Source organism: Streptomyces sp. NPDC056479 (genome assembly GCF_042795335.1).
Classification (GTDB): Bacteria; Actinomycetota; Actinomycetes; order Streptomycetales; family Streptomycetaceae; genus Streptomyces.
This window is the reverse complement of record NZ_JBHTRZ010000011.1, coordinates 264,979-281,759: the sequence shown is the minus strand read 5'-3', so window position 1 is coordinate 281,759 and position 16,781 is coordinate 264,979. Positions and strand designations below refer to the sequence as shown.

At 71.8% G+C, this 16,781-nt stretch carries 16 protein-coding genes; 7 read left to right on the top strand and 9 right to left on the bottom strand.

Annotated elements, in window-relative coordinates:
* Positions 1-94: 94 nt before the first annotated feature.
* Positions 95-1,669 carry an alkaline phosphatase D family protein gene (locus ACFQ6S_RS37030; protein ID WP_383419480.1) on the bottom strand — a complete coding sequence of 525 codons (1,575 nt, stop codon included), beginning with the start codon at positions 1,667-1,669 and terminating at the stop codon, positions 95-97.
* Positions 1,670-1,856: 187 nt separating this feature from the next.
* Positions 1,857-3,305: a PLP-dependent aminotransferase family protein gene (locus tag ACFQ6S_RS37025; protein ID WP_383419479.1), complete on the bottom strand. Its 1,449-nt coding sequence runs from the start codon at positions 3,303-3,305 to the stop codon at positions 1,857-1,859.
* Between the two features lie 46 nt (positions 3,306-3,351).
* Here ACFQ6S_RS37025 and ACFQ6S_RS37020 point away from each other — a divergent pair, with 46 nt between their 5' ends.
* On the top strand, positions 3,352-4,269 hold the full coding sequence (locus ACFQ6S_RS37020) for a DMT family transporter (protein ID WP_383419478.1): 918 nt from the start codon (positions 3,352-3,354) through the stop codon (positions 4,267-4,269).
* A gap of 58 nt (positions 4,270-4,327) precedes the next feature.
* Here the strand turns inward: ACFQ6S_RS37020 and ACFQ6S_RS37015 are convergent, their stop codons facing one another.
* Entirely contained in the window at positions 4,328-5,158 is an 831-nt protein-coding gene (locus ACFQ6S_RS37015) for an alpha/beta fold hydrolase (protein ID WP_383419476.1), read from the bottom strand.
* A 144-nt stretch (positions 5,159-5,302) separates the two neighbouring features.
* Here ACFQ6S_RS37015 and ACFQ6S_RS37010 point away from each other — a divergent pair, with 144 nt between their 5' ends.
* Both ACFQ6S_RS37010 and ACFQ6S_RS37005 read left to right on the top strand, forming a co-directional pair.
* Positions 5,303-6,187 carry an RNA polymerase sigma-70 factor gene (locus ACFQ6S_RS37010; RefSeq protein WP_383419474.1) on the top strand — a complete coding sequence of 295 codons (885 nt, stop codon included), beginning with the start codon at positions 5,303-5,305 and terminating at the stop codon, positions 6,185-6,187.
* Positions 6,188-6,436: 249 nt separating this feature from the next.
* Positions 6,437-7,198 (top strand): GntR family transcriptional regulator, encoded by a 762-nt coding sequence (locus ACFQ6S_RS37005; RefSeq protein WP_383419472.1) that lies wholly within the window; start codon positions 6,437-6,439, stop codon positions 7,196-7,198.
* Positions 7,199-7,317: 119 nt separating this feature from the next.
* Here ACFQ6S_RS37005 and ACFQ6S_RS37000 read toward each other — a convergent pair whose 3' ends face one another.
* The 3 genes from ACFQ6S_RS37000 to ACFQ6S_RS36990 form a co-directional block, all read right to left on the bottom strand.
* Complete coding sequence (locus ACFQ6S_RS37000) at positions 7,318-8,475, bottom strand: ROK family transcriptional regulator (RefSeq protein WP_383419470.1); 1,158 nt, start codon at positions 8,473-8,475, stop codon at positions 7,318-7,320.
* A 139-nt stretch (positions 8,476-8,614) separates the two neighbouring features.
* The gene (locus ACFQ6S_RS36995) at positions 8,615-9,277 is read right to left on the bottom strand and encodes a response regulator (protein ID WP_383419468.1); all 663 of its coding nucleotides are present in this window, start codon (positions 9,275-9,277) and stop codon (positions 8,615-8,617) included.
* A 14-nt stretch (positions 9,278-9,291) separates the two neighbouring features.
* Positions 9,292-10,461 carry a sensor histidine kinase gene (locus ACFQ6S_RS36990; RefSeq protein WP_383419466.1) on the bottom strand — a complete coding sequence of 390 codons (1,170 nt, stop codon included), beginning with the start codon at positions 10,459-10,461 and terminating at the stop codon, positions 9,292-9,294.
* A gap of 108 nt (positions 10,462-10,569) precedes the next feature.
* Between ACFQ6S_RS36990 and ACFQ6S_RS36985 the strand changes: the two genes are divergently transcribed.
* Genes ACFQ6S_RS36985 through ACFQ6S_RS36975 form a run of 3 tightly spaced genes read left to right on the top strand, consistent with a single transcriptional unit; the run spans position 10,570 to position 12,691 of the window.
* Positions 10,570-11,490, top strand: a complete 921-nt coding sequence (locus tag ACFQ6S_RS36985) for an ABC transporter ATP-binding protein (protein WP_383419464.1) — start codon at positions 10,570-10,572, stop codon at positions 11,488-11,490.
* 2 nt (positions 11,491-11,492) lie between these two features.
* Entirely contained in the window at positions 11,493-12,218 is a 726-nt protein-coding gene (locus ACFQ6S_RS36980; RefSeq protein WP_383419462.1) for an ABC transporter permease, read from the top strand.
* A gap of 59 nt (positions 12,219-12,277) precedes the next feature.
* Positions 12,278-12,691 (top strand): hypothetical protein, encoded by a 414-nt coding sequence (locus ACFQ6S_RS36975; protein WP_383419461.1) that lies wholly within the window; start codon positions 12,278-12,280, stop codon positions 12,689-12,691.
* Between the two features lie 4 nt (positions 12,692-12,695).
* Here ACFQ6S_RS36975 and mug read toward each other — a convergent pair whose 3' ends face one another.
* Both mug and purB read right to left on the bottom strand, forming a co-directional pair.
* Positions 12,696-13,244 (bottom strand): G/U mismatch-specific DNA glycosylase, encoded by a 549-nt coding sequence (gene mug / locus ACFQ6S_RS36970; protein WP_383419459.1) that lies wholly within the window; start codon positions 13,242-13,244, stop codon positions 12,696-12,698.
* Between the two features lie 13 nt (positions 13,245-13,257).
* Entirely contained in the window at positions 13,258-14,700 is a 1,443-nt protein-coding gene (gene purB, locus ACFQ6S_RS36965; RefSeq protein ID WP_383419458.1) for an adenylosuccinate lyase, read from the bottom strand.
* Between the two features lie 288 nt (positions 14,701-14,988).
* On the opposite strand from purB, the gene ACFQ6S_RS36960 reads away from it, so the two are divergent.
* On the top strand, positions 14,989-15,849 hold the full coding sequence (locus ACFQ6S_RS36960; RefSeq protein WP_383419456.1) for a hypothetical protein: 861 nt from the start codon (positions 14,989-14,991) through the stop codon (positions 15,847-15,849).
* 107 nt (positions 15,850-15,956) lie between these two features.
* Here ACFQ6S_RS36960 and ACFQ6S_RS36955 read toward each other — a convergent pair whose 3' ends face one another.
* Positions 15,957-16,739 (bottom strand): SGNH/GDSL hydrolase family protein, encoded by a 783-nt coding sequence (locus tag ACFQ6S_RS36955; RefSeq protein ID WP_383419454.1) that lies wholly within the window; start codon positions 16,737-16,739, stop codon positions 15,957-15,959.
* Positions 16,740-16,781 lie beyond the last annotated feature (42 nt).

The following is a 16,781-nucleotide window of genomic DNA, read 5'->3' as shown; positions in this document are numbered from 1 at the left end:
CTCAGGTGCGCGGCACTGTCACGAGCGTACGGGACCGGCGGGCCTACGGGCCGAGCCGTCCGACCGGCCAAACGGTATTGCCGGCCGAGGCGTCCTACTGGCCGACGCGACCCGGCTGGAGCACCTTGGTGAACAGCACCGTGCCGTCCTGCTCCCGCAGCCGCACCGTCAGTTCACCGCTGTGGCCGTCGATGTCGACGTCGCCGAAGAACTGGTAGCCGCCGGCGGGGGAGACGTTGGCGGCGGTCGGCGCCTTCACGAACACCCGCTCGGGACCGAAGGTGGCGTCGAGCGCGCTGGCCGGGAAGGCACCCGCGTTGAGCGGACCCGTGACGAACTCCCAGAACGGCTCGAAGGCGGTGAAGGCCGCCCGCGACGGCTGATAGTGCTGGGCCGAGGTGTGGTGGACGTCGGCCGTCAGCCACACCGTGCCGGTGATCCGCCGGTGCTTGATGAACCGCAGCAGCTCGGCGATCTGCAGTTCCCGGCCGAGCGGGGCGCCCGGGTCGCCCTGAGCGACCGCCTCGATGTTCGGCTTGCCGTCGCCGGTGTCCGGCACGACCAGGCCAAGCGGCATGTCCGAGGCGATCACCTTCCACACGGCCCGGGACCGCGCCAGCTCGCCCTTGAGCCACTTGAGCTGCTCGGCGCCCAGGATGCCCTGCGCGTCGGTGGTCTGGTCGTCCGTCGAGTTGGCGTTGCGGTAGGTGCGCATGTCCAGCACGAACACGTCGAGCAGCGGCCCGTGGTGCACCGTGCGGTACACCCGGCCGTCGGGACGGCGCAGCGTCGAGATGGGGAAGTACTCCGAGAACGCCTGCCGGGCGCGGGCCGCCAGGACGTCGACGTTCTTCTCCGTGTAGCGGGAGTCGCCGAGGATCTCGCCGGGGTACCAGTTGTTGGTCACCTCGTGGTCGTCCCACTGGATGATCGACGGGACCTGGGCGTTGAACCGCTTGAGGTTGTCGTCGAGCAGGTTGTAGCGGAAGTTGCCGCGGAACTCGGCGAGGGTCTCGGCGACCTTGGACTTCTCCTCGGTGGTGATGTTCCGCCAGGTGCTGCCGTCGGGCAGGGTCACGGACGACGTGATCGGTCCGTCGGCGTAGATGTTGTCGCCGCTGCACAGGAAGAAGTCCGGGTCCAGCCTGCCCATCGCGTTGTAGATGGTGTAGCCGCCGAAGTCGGGGTTGATGCCCCAGCCCTGCCCGGCCAGGTCGCCGGACCAGACGAACCGGACGCCGTCGCGCCGCCGCGCGGAGGCGGTGCGGAAGGTGCCCGTCACGGGCTCACCGGTGCGGCGCGGGTCGTCCGGGTCGGCGAGCAGCACGCGGTAGTGGATCTGCTCGCCGGACGGCAGGCCGCGCAGCGGGGTCGTGCCGGTGAAGTCCGTGCCGGCGTCGAGCAGCGGGCCGTGCCATCTGCGCGCGTTGCGGAACGACTCGGTCGCGGACGTCTCGACGATCATCCGGGCCGGACGGTCGGAGCGCACCCACACCAGTCCCGAGTCGCAGGTCACGTCGCCGGTCTGCACGCCCCAGCCCGCCTTGGGGCGCCCGGAGAGGGCGAATGCCGGTGCCGAGCCGAGGGCCGTGGGCAGGGTGAGGGCCGCCGACGCGGCGAGCGAGCCGCGCAGAACGCTGCGGCGGCCCGGGAACGGACGGTGTGACATGGAGGCCTCCAGAGGCGGGATCCGGCCAGTGGGCAGTGCCACAACTACTGGTGCGCCGCAGCGCACACGCAAACCACAAGTGAACAACTGACCCCATCCGCAAGGGAGCCGACACGTCATACGGCAGACACACCGACGTGCGGCTCCGATCACCTGCCGGTGGGCTTGGCGGCACCCGAACGTCCCGTCAGCGTCGTCCCGCGCTCACCGCACGGGCCATCAGCCGTACGCCGTCCCGGATCCGTGCGGGGGACAGATGGGCGTACCCCAGCACCAGCCGCACGCCCGGCCCCCCGTCGTCCCCGGCACGCGCGTGTGCGTAGTCCGACACCGGGCGCACCGCCACACCGGCCGCGCCCACGCGTGCCAGGAACCGCTCCTGCGGGCCGTAGCGTTCCGGCAGCGCGGCGATGACGTGCAGCCCCGCCGCGATGCCCGTCACCTCCGCGCCCGGAAAGTGCTCCTCCAGCGCGGCGACCAGGGTGTCGCGGCGCTCCCGGTACGCGCGCTGGCAGCGGCGCAGTTGGCGGTCGTAGTCGCCGCGCTCCAGGAACCGGGCGAACAGCGCCTGGTCGAGGGTGGGATGACCGAGGTCCATGGTCCGCTTGCGCTCGACGACGTCCTCGGCCAGCGCCTCCGGCACGAGCAGCCAGCCGAGCCGCAGTCCGGGTGCGAGGGACTTGCTGACCGACCCCGCGTAGGCGACACGCTCCGGATCGAGCCCCTGGAGCGCGCCCACGGGAGCGCGGTCGTAGCGGAAGTCGCCGTCGTAGTCGTCCTCCAGGACGAAACCGTCGACGGACCGCGCCCAGTCGAGCAGTTCGGCACGGCGAGGGGCGGAGTAGGCGATGCCGGTGGGGAACTGATGGGCCGGCGTCGTGACGACGGAGCGTATGCCCGACTCCCGCAGCGGGCCGATGGCGAGCCCCTCGTCGTCCATGGGCAGCGGCACGGTCGTCACGCCCGCAGCCGCGTACAAGGAGTCGTGCTGGGGGCTTCCGGGGTTCTCGACACCGACTTCGCGCACCCCGCGCGCGTGCAGTACGAAGCCCAGCACCGTCGTCGCCTGCGACACCCCGGAGACGACCAGGAGGCGCTCGGGGTCCGCGACCACGCCCCGGCGGCGCGCGAGCAGTTCCGCGAGCGCCGTACGCAGCCGGGGCAGCCCGCGCGGATCGGGATAGCCGAGCTCCTGGTGCGGCAGCTCGGCCAGCACCCCGCGCTGTGCGGACGCCCACGCGGCGCGCGGGAACAGCGACACGTCCGGCGTCCCCGGCACGAAGTCGGCCCGCGCACCCGTGGAGCGCGGGGCGAGGTCATGCGTGCGTGACCGGGCGGCCCGTACCGCATCGCCCACCCAGGTCCCGGCGCCCCGGCCGCTGCGCAGGTAACCCTCCGCCGTCAACTGCTCGTACGCCTCGGTGATCAGCCCCCGCGACACCCCGAGGTCGGCGGCCAGATCCCGGCTCGACGGCAGCCGCGTCCCCGGCAGCAGCCGCCCCGATCGCACCGCCTCCCGCAGCGCCGCCTGGAGCGAACGCCCACGCGCGCGTGCGGGCGCCGACGCGGCGGGAAGCAGCAGCTCCCAGGCCGGGGAGCCGGCCCACGAGTCCGGATTGGTCTCCGATGACGTCATGAAAATGGACCTTAATGCGGACCGCCGCGCTTTCTAGCGTCGTCCCATGAACGCCACCACCACGCGCGGCGCCCTGCTCGCCGCCCTCGCCTGCGTCCTCGTCGGAGGTTCCTTCACCGCCAACAGCCTGCTCGGCGACTACCCGTACGCGGGCGGCCAGTTCCTGCGCTACGCGCTGGCGTGTCTGCTGCTCCTACCCAGCCTCGGACCGGATGCCGGAGCGCGGATACGGGCGCTCACACCCCGCCAGTGGGCCCGCCTCGTGCTGCTCGCCGCGATCGGCATGGTCGGCTTCAACCTCGCCGTGATCGCCGCAGAACGCACCGCGGAACCGGCCGTCCCCGGTGTCTTCGTCGGCTGCGCGCCCGTGGTCGTGGCCGTCCTCGTCCCCCTCCTGGAGGGGCGTCGACCCCGCCGCGCGGTCCTGTGCGGCGCATCGCTCGTCGTGGCCGGCGCCTGCGCGGTCCAGGGCTGGGGGCGCACGGACGGCACCGGCATCGCCTTCTCGGTGTGCGCGCTGGCCGGCGAGGTGGGATTCGCGGTACTCGCCGTGCCCGTGCTGCGGCCGCTCGGCCCGCGTCTGCTGTCCGCCACCGTGTGCGGCGTCGCGGCCGTCGAGTCCGCGATCGCCGGGGCGGTGCTCGACGGGGGCGCCTGGCTGCGCCGGCCGGACGCCACCGAGACCGCGGCCCTGCTGTGGCAGGCGGTGATCGTGACCGTCATCGGGTTCGTGTGCTGGTACATCGGCATGCAACGGCTCGGCGCCGAGCGCGCCACACTCTTCTCCGGGCTCATCCCGGTCGCGGCCGCCTTCACGGCACCGCTCGTCGGAACAGGCTCCTACGGTGTCCCGCAGGCCGTCGGCAGCGCCCTGGTCGGCGCGGGCGTCGTCCTGGGCTGCCGGGCCCGTCCATCGTCCCCGCACCACGAGGAGATGCGGCCGCTCACGAGTAAGCAAGTATGAAGACCGACCCTCCTCAAGGCGTCCCTCGGAGCGCCGGCCGGTCAACCGCCCGGCACGCTCAGCGGCTGCCGTCGAGCAGCACCCGCGCGACCAGCGCCGGATCGTCGCTCATCGGCACATGGCCGCAGCCGGGCAGCCGCACCAGACGGGCCCGGGGGATGATCCGCTTCGCCCGGATTCCCTGCCGGGGCACGAGGAGCCGGTCCTTGTTGCCCCACGCCACCGTGACCGGAATCCCCGACACCTCATCGGTGAACTGCACCTCCCTGCCCGACCGGAGGGTCTCGAAGAAGCCTTCCGCGCGGGCCAGTCCGACCGTCTCGGCGACCACGGACTCGGGTGAACGGCGGCCCGGACGGGCGTAGATGGTGCTCGTCAGGGCGACTCGGCCGGCCGTCGAGCGGGACAGCCACTCGACGAGGGGCACCGGCATGCGCTCGGCGGTCCGCCGCATCCCCGTCAGGACGGTGAAGGCGTACTGCCTCTCCCAGGGCGACCAGAACCCCGCCGGCGAAAGGGCGGTGACGGACCGCGCGAGCTTCGCCCGGCCGAGATCGAGGGCCAGCAGCCCGCCGAGCGAGTTGCCCGCCACATGCGGCCGTTCCAGCTCCAGGGCCTCGCACAGGGCGGCCAGCACGAGGCTCATCGTCGACAGGTCGTGCGCCATCCCCTTCGGCATCGCCGGGGACTGTCCGCACCCGGGCAGATCCACGGCGATCACGTCGCGTTCGAGCGCCAGGACGGGTATCACCGGGTCCCACACCTGACGGTGGTGGCCGATCCCGTGCAGCAGGAGCAGCGGTTCGCCGGTGCCCACGCGCGTGTAGGAGAGGGTCATGCTCTGCGGGCCGTACGGAGTGGGGACTTCGAAGGAGACGGTGGCGGACATGCTGCTCCTCGGCGAGGCTCATGGGCCGACTTTGGATAGACAGCCTGTCAGCAATTGCTACCGGCGGGTAGACCCCAGGGGGAGTCCCCTCCCTCGCGGCGATTTCGCCTGGACAGGGCCGGACGGGTGGGCTGGGATGGATCGGTGACCACCGACATCCAGACCGACGTCTTCGAAGAGCACCGCCCCGTCCTGCTGGGGGTCGCCTACCGCATGCTCGGGCGCGTGGCCGACGCGGAGGACGTGGTCCAGGAGGCGTGGCTGCGCTGGTCGAGCGCCGACCGGTCCGAGGTGCGCGAGCCGCGCGCCTATCTGGTGCGCATCACCACCCGCCTCGCCATCGACCGGCTGCGCCAGGTGAAGGCGCGCGGTGAGACCTATGTCGGCCCCTGGCTGCCGGAGCCGTACGTCACCGACTTCGGGGACACCGTCCAGGACACCGCGGAGCGCGCGGTCCTGGCCGACTCCGTCTCGCTCGCCGTCCTCGTCGTCCTGGAGTCGCTGTCGCCGCTGGAACGGGCGGTGTTCGTCCTCAGGGAGGCCTTCGGCTACCCGTACGGGGAGATCGCCGTCATGCTCGACCGTGGCGAGACGGCCGTGCGCCAACTGGCCGGGCGGGCCCGCCGGCACGTCGACGAGCGGCGACCGCGCTATGAGGTCGACCCGACGCAGCGACGCGACCTCACCGAGCGGTTCCTGGCCGCGGCCGCCGAGGGCGACCTGGAGGGGCTCATGTCACTGCTGGCCCCGGACGTCCGGCTCGTCGGCGACAGCGGCGGCAAGGCGAAGGCGCCGCTGCGGGTCCTGGAGACCGCCGATCACGTGGGCCGCTTCATCGTCGGTGCCGCACGCAAGGGGGCCGAGGACCTGTCCTGGCGCTTCCTGGAGATCAACGGCGGCCTCGCGGTGCTGGCACTGTCCGGGGGCAAGCCCGACTCCGTCTTCCAACTCGACGTGCTCGACGGGCGCGTGCAGGCCGTCTACATCATCCGCAACCCCGACAAGCTGCGGTCCCTGGCCACCGTCTAGACCTCAACGCCGAGCCGGTCCGGTGAGCCCCCGTCGATGCGACCGGGGCTTTGCCGTCACGTAACAAAGGCGGTTCTGTACGAACGTGCCGTGAACGTTCCCGGACGGCACGCGCGCGCGTGGCCACGGTATGGAGGATTGGTATTGACCAAGGGTGAGGGCCGCCCTATGGTCGCAGATAAGTGCAACAACCTTTAATAAACAAGGGCGCTAAAACGCCGCCGGGCCACGGCGATTGCGGAGGACAGGGTGGGGACCACGCAACTGGAATCGGTGCCGGAACCGAAGTACTGGCATCTGAGGACCGTGCTCAGTGAGGCACTGGACTCAGAGTTCTCCGTGGGCGAGATCCTGCCCAACGAGCGCGATCTGGCGGCCCGCTTCGGCGTCGCCCGAGCCACACTCCGGCAGGCCCTCGAACAGCTCGAACTGGAAGGCCGGCTCCAGCGCCGCCGTGGTGTCGGTACGACCGTCGCCCCGCCGCGCGTCGGCGTGGCCGTCGGGACCGAGCAGCACGCCTGGCCGAGTGCGGCCGACGACGTCTGGAAGGCCGCGGACTGCACCCTTGCGGTGGCGCCCGCGTCCGTCGCCGACGCCCTCGAATGCGGCCGGGACGTCCCCGTGCACATCGTGCGCCGCTCGCGCGTGACGCACGGCCAGCCCGTCGCCGCCGAGCTGCTCTACATCCCGGAGTCGTCGGTGCCCGACCTCTCCGGCATCGACGCCCCCTCCGGGTCGGCACGCGCGCGTGCGGTGCTGCGCGAGCTGCACCGCCTGGGGCTGGAGGGACAGGAGAGCGCCGTCGAGCTGGGCTCGGCCCGCGCGGACGACGCCAAGGAGCTGGACCGCCTCCCCGGCGCGCCCGTCCTCGTCGTGACCACCCGCTACCTCGCCGGGGGCCGCACCGCCGCGCTCTCCGTCGCCACCTACCGCGCGGACACCTGCCGGCTGACCTTCGGCGACTCCGGCGGCGTGGAGATCCACGAGGACGCGGAGCGCCGCGCGTCCTGACCGCCGTATCGGACCGTATGGACCGACACACGCCTCGCGCCCCGGATCCTGTCCGGGGCGCGAGGCGTTCTCGGGCACGGGTGGTCCTGTGCTGATCCACCGCGCTCGACGGAAGACCGTCAGCGCCGTCCTGTCACCGTCCCCTCCACCGCGAACAACTGCTCCTCCACATGGTCGAGGGCGAGCCGCAGCGCGCCCGTCGCCACGGCCGCCTCGCCGAGGAGCGACAGGGCCACTTTCGGGGGGCGCAGGCAGTAGCGGGCCAGTTCCTGGCGCAGCGGCTCCAGTACGCCGTCCAGTCCGGCCGCCCAGCCGCCGACCACGACCAGTTCGGGGTCGAGGGCGAGGACGAGCGCGGCCACGTCGTGGACGAGGCGCTGGATGAAGCGGTCGACGGCCGCACGGGCCCCCTGGTCGCCCTTGCGGGCCTGGGCGAACACCTCGGCGACGGCGTGCTCGTCCAAGGGCCGCAGCGGCTCGTCCGTCGTCGACAGCAGGGTCTCCGGAGTCGCCTCGCGGCCCAGCAGATGCAGTGCGCCGATCTCGCCGGCCGCCCCGCCGAACCCCCGGTGCAACTGGCCGCCGATCAGCGAACCGGCACCCGGGCTCAGCCCGGCCAGCACGAACACCACGTCGTCGGACTCGGTCGCGGAACCCTTCCAGTGCTCGGCGACCGCCGCCGCGTTCGCGTCGTTCTCCACCAGCACCGGGCACTTGAAGGACCGGCTCAGCCGCTCGCCCAGCCGCAGCCCCGTCCACTCCGGCAGCGCGGCGCCCAGCCGCACCGTGCCGTCCGCCTCCACGATGCCCGGCGTCGCGACCCCCACCGCCCGCAGCGAGCCGCGTGCGACCCCGGCCCGGCGCAGCAGTTCCGCGACCGCCGTACGCACCCGCTCCAGCCGCTCGTCCGCCGGAGCAGCCTCGTCCACGTCCTTGGCGATGGCGCCGAGCACCTTGCCGTCCAGGTCCGCAAGGAGCGCGGCGACCCGATGCGCGCCGACGTCCACGCCCAGCAGATGACCCGCCTCCGCCCGGAACCGGAACCGCCGCGCGGGCCTGCCCTGACGCCGCACGACGCTCTCGTCCGCCGCCTTCTCGACGACGTACCCCGCCTCGATGAGCCCCTCGACGACGCCTTCGACGGTCGGCCGGGACAGTCCGGTCACCCGGGTGATCTCCGTCAGCGTGGCGGCGTCCGTGGCACGCAGCGCGTGCAGCACCACCGCGGAGTTGATCCTTCGCAGCAGCGAGGGATCCCCGCCGGTCAGCTGCCCCAACGTCCGTCCTTCCAGCTCGTGCGCATGTTGGGCGGATGGTACTCGCCGGGGCGGACCCCGGCGAGTCGCTCCGCCGGAAGTTCCGCCCGGCGCCGCCCACCGCCCGCGGCACCGTCGTGGCCGGTCGCGCTCGCGTGACTCACCCCGGAGCCACGAACCCCGACTCGTACGCCGTGATCACCGCCTGGGTGCGATCCCGTGCCCCCAACTTCGCGAGGACGGCACTCACATGGGACTTCACCGTCTCCGTCCCGACCACCAGCCGGGCGGCGATCTCCGCGTTCGACAGCCCGCGTGCCATCAGCCGCAGCACCTCGGCCTCCCGTTCGGTCAGCCGGGCACGCTCCAGGAGCGCGCGTGCCGCCCGGTTCCCGCCGCCGTCGCCGTACTGCGCGGCGAGCTGCCGCACCGACGCGGGGAACAGCAGCGACTCGCCCTCGGCGATCAGCCGCACCGCGTGCACGATCTCGGCCGGCCGTGCCCGCTTCAGCAGGAAGCCGTCGGCACCCGCCCGCAGCGCCTCGTACACGTACTCGTCGTTCTCGAAGGTGGTGACGACGAGGATCTTCGGCGGCTCGTCGACCGTGCGCAGCACCGCACGCGTGGCCTCGATCCCGTCCAGCAGCGGCATCCGTACGTCCATGGCGACCACGTCCGGCCGCAGCTGCCGGACCAGCGGAATCACAGCCGCCCCGTCGGCCGCCTCCCCCACGACCTCGATGTCCGGCTGCGCCTCCAGCACGGCCCGCAGACCGGCGCGTACGAGGGGTTCGTCGTCGACGAGGAGAACGGTCACCGGCATCCGGCCAGCCTAGATCAACTCACCGGCAGCTCCACATGCACCTGCCAGTCACCTTCGTCGGGGCCGGTCCGCGCGTGTCCGCCCAGCAGGGCGGCGCGCTCGCGTATGCCGCGCAGCCCGCTGCCCCTGCCGGGCCCGGGTATCTCCGCGGTGAGCGGGTTGCGGATCTCCAGGGTGAGCGTGCCGTCCACGACTGCGATGCGCACGGCGGCCGGGACCGAGCCCCCGTGTCGCAGCACATTGGTGAGCGACTCCTGCAGAATGCGGTAGCCCTCCCGGGAGACCGGGCCGGGCACCGAGCCCAACGGCCCTGTCGTCTCGACATCGACCTTCGTGCCCGACGCCCGCGCGGACTCCAGCAGCCGGTCGGCGTCCGTGAGCGTCGGCCTGCTGCTGACCGGCCGCTCGGACTCGCGCAGGACACCGAGGACCCGCTCCAGGTCCTCCAGGGCGGCCCGGCCGGTCTCCTCGATGGCGGCCAGGGCCCGGTCGGTGAAGGCGGGATCACCGGCCGCGCGGGCCGCGCCCGCCTGGACGACGGCCACGGTCAGGGCATGGCCGATGGAGTCGTGGAGTTCACCGGCGATACGAGTGCGCTCCAGGAGTTGCTCGGTGCGCTCTTCCATGGCGGCGAGGCGCTCCGCGGGGGAGGGGCCCAGCAGGCGGAGGGCGAGTGCCGTGATGAGGCGGCCCGAGGCGAGCACGACCATCCCCAGGGTGACCAGCAACAGCGGCACGAGCAGGAGATGCCACCAATGGTGGCCCTCAAAGGGGATCGGTCCGACCCGCTCGGAGTCTCGACGGAACGGGGCCGACACCAAGTCCAGCGTGGCGAAGAGCAGTTGGGCACTGAGCATCGTGGTCACGTAGCCCAGCAGCAGCCGCGCCTCCAGCCAGACGACGAGCCGTCCCCGGTCGCTCCAGGACCTGGAGGGCGCGACGACGATGTCGGTGCTCCCTTGGTCATGCCGGTGACCGGTCAGCAGCAGCCTTGCCTGGAGGCCTTCCACGGTCCGCATCGCGGGCACCAGGGCGGCCGGGGCCAGGGCCACGGCCGCCACGACCCAGATCCACCACTCTTCCCGGACGAACAGCCACAGGCTCGGCCACACGATGGAGATGCCCAGATGCAGCCATCGTGTGTACGTCACCGCCCGTCCGAACGGGCGCAGCAAGCGGACCATTTCGTCATCGTGCCAGCCGGCACTGACAACGAGCCTCCCCCGCACGGGGGAGACGATCTCCACGGGCGGGGGAGGCCCCGAGCCGCCCCCGACGGCCAGGCTGCTGCCATGACCAGCATCGAAGTCCAGGCCCTCACCAAGGAGTACGGCACCCGACGAGCCGTGGACGACCTCACCTTCACCGTCGTCCCCGGCCGTGTCACCGGCTTCCTCGGCCCCAACGGCGCCGGAAAGTCCAGCACCATGCGGCTCGTCCTCGGCCTCGACCGGCCGACCTCCGGCACCGCCACGATCGGCGGCCGCGCCTACGCGACCCTGCACGAACCCCTGCGCCACGTGGGCGCGTTGCTCGACGCCCAGGCCGCGCACGGCTCCCGTACCGCCCGCGACCATCTGCGCGTCCTGGCCGTGAGCAACCGCATCCCCGGGCGCAGGGTCGACGAGGTGCTTGAGGAGACGGGGCTCGCGTCGGTCGCGCGGCGCAGGGTGCGCACGTACTCCCTCGGCATGCGCCAGCGGCTCGGCATCGCGGCGGCGCTCCTGGGCGATCCCGAGGTCGTCATCCTCGACGAGCCGTCCAACGGACTCGACCCGGAAGGCATCGTCTGGATCCGCGCGTTGCTTCGCCGGCTCGCGGGGCAGGGGCGCGCGGTCCTGGTCTCCAGTCACCTCATGACCGAGACCGCGTCCTTCGCCGACCACCTGGTCGTCCTCGGCCGGGGACGACTGCTGGCCGACACTCCGATGCGGGAGTTCATCCACGCGCGCGTGGAACCCCGCGTCCGCGTCCGCACCACGGACGCCACGGCACTGGAGGCCGCTCTCGCCCGGCACGGGCACGCCGCCGTCCACCACGAGGACGGGCACTGGACCGTGCGCCACGCGCGCGTGGACGACATCGGCCGGCTCGCCTCGGAGGCCGGCGTCCCGCTCCTCGAACTCGCCGCCGAGGAGGGCACCTTGGAGCAGGCCTACCTCGATCTGACCGCGTCCGAGGCCGAGTTCACCGCACAGCCCCAGGAGGCCTGATCATGGCATTCGCGCCCGTACTCCACGCGGAATGGCTCAAGATCCGTACGCTCCGCTCCTTGCCGGGAGCACTGCTCGCGCTGTTCGCCGTGACCACGGCGTTCTCCGCGCTGGCCGGTTCCGACGGGAGCTCCGACCCGGAGTTCGACCCGCTCTTCACCGCACTCTCCGGTGTCCTGCCCGGTCAGATCGCCGCCGTCACCTTCGGCGCGTTGGCGGTGTCGTCGGAGTACCACGGGGGTGCGCTGCGGCTGTCGCTCGCCTCGGTGCCGCAGCGCGGGCGGTGGTTCGCCGCCAAGATGACGGCGATCGCCGTGCCGGCGCTGCTCGTAGGACTGGTCACCGCGTTCACGGCGTTCGTCGTGGGACGCGCGGGACTCGGTTCGGCGGCGAGCGGACTCACCACGGCCCAGCAGGTGCGAGGCGTCCTGGGCTGCGGCATCTACCTCATGCTCATCGCCCTGTTCGCGGCGGGCCTCACCGCCCTGCTCCGCAGCGGAGTGGCCACGCTCTCCCTGCTGATCCCGTTCATCCTCGTGGTGTCCTTCGTGATCGGTGACGCCGCCGGCACGGTGGCGGACTTCATGCCGGACAAGGCCGGACAGATCGCCCTCCACCAGAGCTACGACGGCACGCTCGGGCCGTGGTCGGGCCTCGCGGTCACCGCGCTGTGGACGTCGGCCGCGCTGCTGGCGGGGGCGTGGAGCGTGCGACGCCGGGACGCCTGACCCCGGGGAGGCGACTGATGCCCCGCCAATTGTCAGTGGCGGCGGCAATACTGGATCACATGGACGTCGCGAAGGATCTCGCCCTGACCGACCTGCTGTGCACCCGGGACTTCCCCGCCGAGCGCGGCAGGACGGACTTCGCCCTGGGCGGACCGGGCTACTACATGACGGAGTTAGGACCGGGCTCGTGGCCGAGCACGGACGACCTCTACGCCCATGAGGCCGCCCTTGCGCTGCGGTTCGACGAGCGATGGGAAGAGGGGGAGCGCTGGGGGAGCGTGACCCTCCAGGAGCGGAGTCTGCGAGGAGAGGACATACCCGAGCCCTGGGCCATGCTCGGCACCAGGGCCGACGACCTGCGCACCTGGAGCGCGACCGGCACGGGCCGCTGGGTCACCATGGCCGTCTCCGACCGGGACCCCGAGGCCGAACCCGAACTCCTGCTGATGGTCACCGAGATAGACCCGCCGTGACCGGTCAGACCCCGACCGCCGCCACCCGCAACCGCCCGAACTCCTCCGCCATCGTCGCGGCCGTCCAATGCGCGTTCAGGCCACTCGGATTCGGCAGTACCCACACCCGCGCGTCCCCGATCAGCCGCTCCTGCGGACCCACCCGTGCCTTGCGGTCGTCGAACGCCGCGCGATAGGCCGTCACCCCGACGACGGCCAGCCAACGCGGCCGCAGCCGCGCCACCTTCGTCGCCAACAGACGCCCACCCTCGCGGTACTCCTCGGCGCTCAGTTCGTCGGCCCGTGCGGTCGCCCGTGCCACGACGTTCGTGATGCCCAGCCCATAGGACGGCAACTCGCCCTGCTCCGACGGCTTCAGGAGCCTTGGTGTGAAGCCGGACCGATGCAGGACCGGCCAGAAGCGATTGCCGGGGCGAGCGAAATGATGACCGGTCGCGGCCGTCATCAGTCCGGGGTTGATGCCGCAGAACAGCACATCGAGGCCGTCCGCGACGACGTCCGGAACGAGACGGTCGCGGGCGGCCTCCAGTTGCTCGGCGGTGAAGCGCGTCATGCCGTGACGGGCCTCAGAGGATCGCCCCAGGCGTGTAACCGGCGGCCTCCGGGCGCTGCTTGACGATCTCCTCGATCCGGCCGACGACGATGCCGACCTGGTCGGCGGCGGCGCCCGTGAAGGAGAGCTTGTCGGCCATCAGTGCGTCCAGCGCGCCGCGGTCGAGCGGGATGCGCTCGTCGGCGGCCAGCTTGTCGAGCAGCTCGTTGCGCTCGGCACCCTGCTCGCGCATCGCCAGCGCGGAGGCGACGGCGTTCTCCTTGATCGCCTCGTGCGCGACCTCACGGCCGACGCCGGCGCGCACCGCGCCCATCAGCACCTTGGTGGTGGCGAGGAACGGCAGGTAGCGGTCCAGTTCGCGGGCCACGACCGCCGGGAACGCGCCGAACTCGTCCAGCACCGTCAGGAACGTCTCCAGCAAGCCGTCCAGCGCGAAGAACGCGTCCGGCAGCGCGACCCGGCGCACCACCGAGCAGGACACATCGCCCTCGTTCCACTGGTCGCCCGCCAGCTCGCCGGTCATCGAGGCGTAGCCGCGCAGGATGACCATCAGGCCGTTCACACGCTCACAGGACCGCGTGTTCATCTTGTGCGGCATCGCGGAGGAGCCGACCTGACCCGGCTTGAAGCCCTCGGTCACCAGCTCGTGCCCGGCCATCAGCCGGATCGTCTTGGCCGTCGACGACGGCGCCGCCGCCAGCTGCACCAGCGCCGTGACGACCTCGTAGTCCAGCGAGCGCGGGTACACCTGGCCGACCGAGGTGAACGCCTGCGAGAAGCCGAGGTGCTGAGCGATCCGCTGCTCCAGCTCGGCGAGCTTCGAGGCGTCCCCGCCCAGCAGGTCCAGCATGTCCTGCGCCGTGCCCACCGGGCCCTTGATGCCGCGCAGCGGGTAGCGGCCCAGCAGCTCCTCCACGCGGCCGTAGGCGACGAGCAGCTCGTCGGCGGCCGTCGCGAACCGCTTGCCCAGCGTCGTGGCCTGCGCGGCGACGTTGTGCGAGCGGCCGGCCATGACCAGCTCGCCGTACTCGCCGGCCAGCTTGCCGAGGCGGGCCAGGACGGCCACCGTGCGGTCGCGCATCAGCTCCAGGGAGAGCCGGATCTGGAGCTGCTCGACGTTCTCCGTGAGGTCGCGGGACGTCATGCCCTTGTGCACGTGCTCGTGCCCGGCGAGGTCGTTGAACTCCTCGATCCGCGCCTTCACATCGTGCCGCGTGACCTTCTCGCGCTCGGCGATCGAGGCCAGGTCGACGGTGTCCAGGACGCGCTCGTAGTCGGCGATCGCCTCGTCCGGCACCTCGATGCCGAGGTCCTTCTGGGCCCGCAGCACGGCGAGCCAGAGCTGCCGCTCCAGCTTCACCTTCTGCTCGGGGGACCAGAGCGTGGCGAGCTCGGTGGAGGCGTAGCGTCCGGCGAGGACGTTCGGGATGCGGGGCTTGGCGGGCGCAGAAGTCACGTGTACGGAGTTTACCCGGCGCCCCGGGGGCCCCTCGGCCATGCCATGCGGAGTGCCCCAGGTCAGGAGTGCCGGCCGGGTCCGCGGGCGATCGGGTGAATTCCCAGACTGTCGACGCGTCCTGGTTTCCGAGGGCCTTCACATTTCGTTCATAGTCTGCAAGTCGTGGCGAGTTTGAACGTGCGGCATCACGACTCCTGCGACAACCTCACGAATTCCGGCAATCGACAAGATCGCGTCAATGACCGACGTCGGCCTCCCCATTCCGATGAGAGAAAGAAAACGAGCATGAAACAGGCTCTTACCAGGGGATTGATCGTGGCCGCCGCCGCGACGAGCGCCCTGTCCCTGTACGGCACAAGCGCGTCCTCGGCCCCACGTACGCAGGGGGCCGTGGTGAACTCCGCCGCCGCGCTGTCGGGCCGTACGGATCCCTTGGACTCGGACGGGCTGGACCAGCTGGACGAGAAAATCGGCAACATGCACGAAAGGGTCGACAAGGCGCGGGAGAGGGTCCAGGAGGTGAATGACAGACTCGACAAACTGGATCTGCCGCGGCCCGCCTCCGGGGACACCACCTCGGGATATGGCAGTTACGGCGACGAGTCGCCCAGCGCCGAGGGCTACGGCTACGAGAAGCCGAATGACGACGGCTACGGCAAGGAGAAGCCGAGCGACGACGGCTACGGCAAGGACAAGCCGAGCGACGACGGCTACGGCAAGGACAAGCCGAGCGACGACGGCTACGGGTACGGCTCCGAGGAGCCCAGCGACCACGGCTACGGCACTGAGAAGCCCAGTGACCACGGGTATGGCTATGGCTACGGCTCCGAGAAGCCCAGCGACCACGGCTACGGTGACGAGAAGCCGCGTGACCACGGCTATGGCTACGGCCACGAAGAGCCGAGCGACCACGGCTACGGTTCCGACAAGCCGAACGACGACGGCTACGGGCACGATCACGGCTGCGGCTATGACGACGGCTACGGGTGCGACTCGCCCACCCCCACGCCTCCCGGGAAGCCGGACCGACCCCACATGCCCGACACCGGCGCCGAGAGCGTCATCGGAGGCATCGCCGCCAGTGGGGCGCTGCTGATCGCCGGAACCGTCCTGTACCGGCGAAGCCGGGCCGCGTCACGCCGCTAGCGCGGCGCATGCCGGGGACGACCCGGCGACGGGCGAGAGATGCCGCCGCACGCACGGTGGGAAAGGCGTCGCTCGCCCGTCACCCCTGTCTGTCGGGCCGAGTGGGTCTACGCCGCCGGGCCCTCGAACGGCAGGAGTTCCGGCCGCTTCGCCGGCAGTCCGTCCCCGGACGACCGCCCCGTCAGCCGCCGGCCTATCCACGGCAGCAGATACTGCCGCGCGAACCGCACGTCCGTGACCCGCCGGGTGACCCACCCCGGCGGCAAGGTGGCCGCCATCGGCGTATGCCACTCGGCGTCCTCGGCGTCGTAGCCGAGCGTCTGCCACACCGCCTCCGCGACCCGGCGATGCCCCTCGCCCGTCAGATGCAGCCGGTCCACGTCCCACATGCGGGGGTCGGCGAGCGACGGAGCCCCGTACAGGTCGACGACGATCGCTCCGTGCCGCTCGGCGAGCTCGTCGACGCAGGCGAACAGCTCCTCCATGCGCGGCCGGAACCGCTCCAGGACCGGCCCCTGCCGCCCCGGGCTGCGCATCAGCACCAGCTGCCGGCAGGACGGGGCGAGCTTCTCCACCGCCTCCTCCAGCAGACCGCGCACCCGCCCCATGTCGCACTTGGGCCGCAGTGTGTCGTTGAGCCCGCCGACGAGCGTGATCACATCCGCGTTCATCGCGGCCGCCACGTCGACTTGTTCCGCGACGATCTGTCCGATCAGCTTGCCGCGCACCGCGAGGTTGGCGTACCGGAAACCGGGTGCGCGGGCGGCCATCCGCCCGGCGAGGAGGTCGGCCCAGCCGCGGTAGGAGCCGTCCGGGAGAAGGTCCGACATGCCCTCGGTGAAGGAGTCACCGACCGCGACCAGGCTGCTGTGTGTGGGGTTCGTCTGCATGGCGACAGGAATGGTATCCCGGGCTCCATACCCGTCGGTCGG

Excerpts from the sequence above, each read along its gene's own strand:
- mug (WP_383419459.1), bottom strand. The coding sequence starts at position 13,244 with ATGACGCGCTTCACCGCCGAGCAACTGGAGGCCGCCCGCGACCGTCTC.
- ACFQ6S_RS37030 (WP_383419480.1), bottom strand. The coding sequence starts at position 1,669 with ATGTCACACCGTCCGTTCCCGGGCCGCCGCAGCGTTCTGCGCGGCTCG.
- ACFQ6S_RS36985 (WP_383419464.1), top strand. The coding sequence starts at position 10,570 with ATGACCAGCATCGAAGTCCAGGCCCTCACCAAGGAGTACGGCACCCGA.
- ACFQ6S_RS37020 (WP_383419478.1), top strand. The coding sequence starts at position 3,352 with ATGAACGCCACCACCACGCGCGGCGCCCTGCTCGCCGCCCTCGCCTGC.
- ACFQ6S_RS37025 (WP_383419479.1), bottom strand. The coding sequence starts at position 3,305 with ATGACGTCATCGGAGACCAATCCGGACTCGTGGGCCGGCTCCCCGGCC.
- ACFQ6S_RS36955 (WP_383419454.1), bottom strand. The coding sequence starts at position 16,739 with ATGCAGACGAACCCCACACACAGCAGCCTGGTCGCGGTCGGTGACTCC.
- ACFQ6S_RS36980 (WP_383419462.1), top strand. The coding sequence starts at position 11,493 with ATGGCATTCGCGCCCGTACTCCACGCGGAATGGCTCAAGATCCGTACG.
- ACFQ6S_RS36995 (WP_383419468.1), bottom strand. The coding sequence starts at position 9,277 with ATGCCGGTGACCGTTCTCCTCGTCGACGACGAACCCCTCGTACGCGCC.
- ACFQ6S_RS37015 (WP_383419476.1), bottom strand. The coding sequence starts at position 5,158 with ATGTCCGCCACCGTCTCCTTCGAAGTCCCCACTCCGTACGGCCCGCAG.
- ACFQ6S_RS36975 (WP_383419461.1), top strand. The coding sequence starts at position 12,278 with ATGGACGTCGCGAAGGATCTCGCCCTGACCGACCTGCTGTGCACCCGG.
- ACFQ6S_RS36960 (WP_383419456.1), top strand. The coding sequence starts at position 14,989 with ATGAAACAGGCTCTTACCAGGGGATTGATCGTGGCCGCCGCCGCGACG.
- ACFQ6S_RS36990 (WP_383419466.1), bottom strand. The coding sequence starts at position 10,461 with ATGGTCCGCTTGCTGCGCCCGTTCGGACGGGCGGTGACGTACACACGA.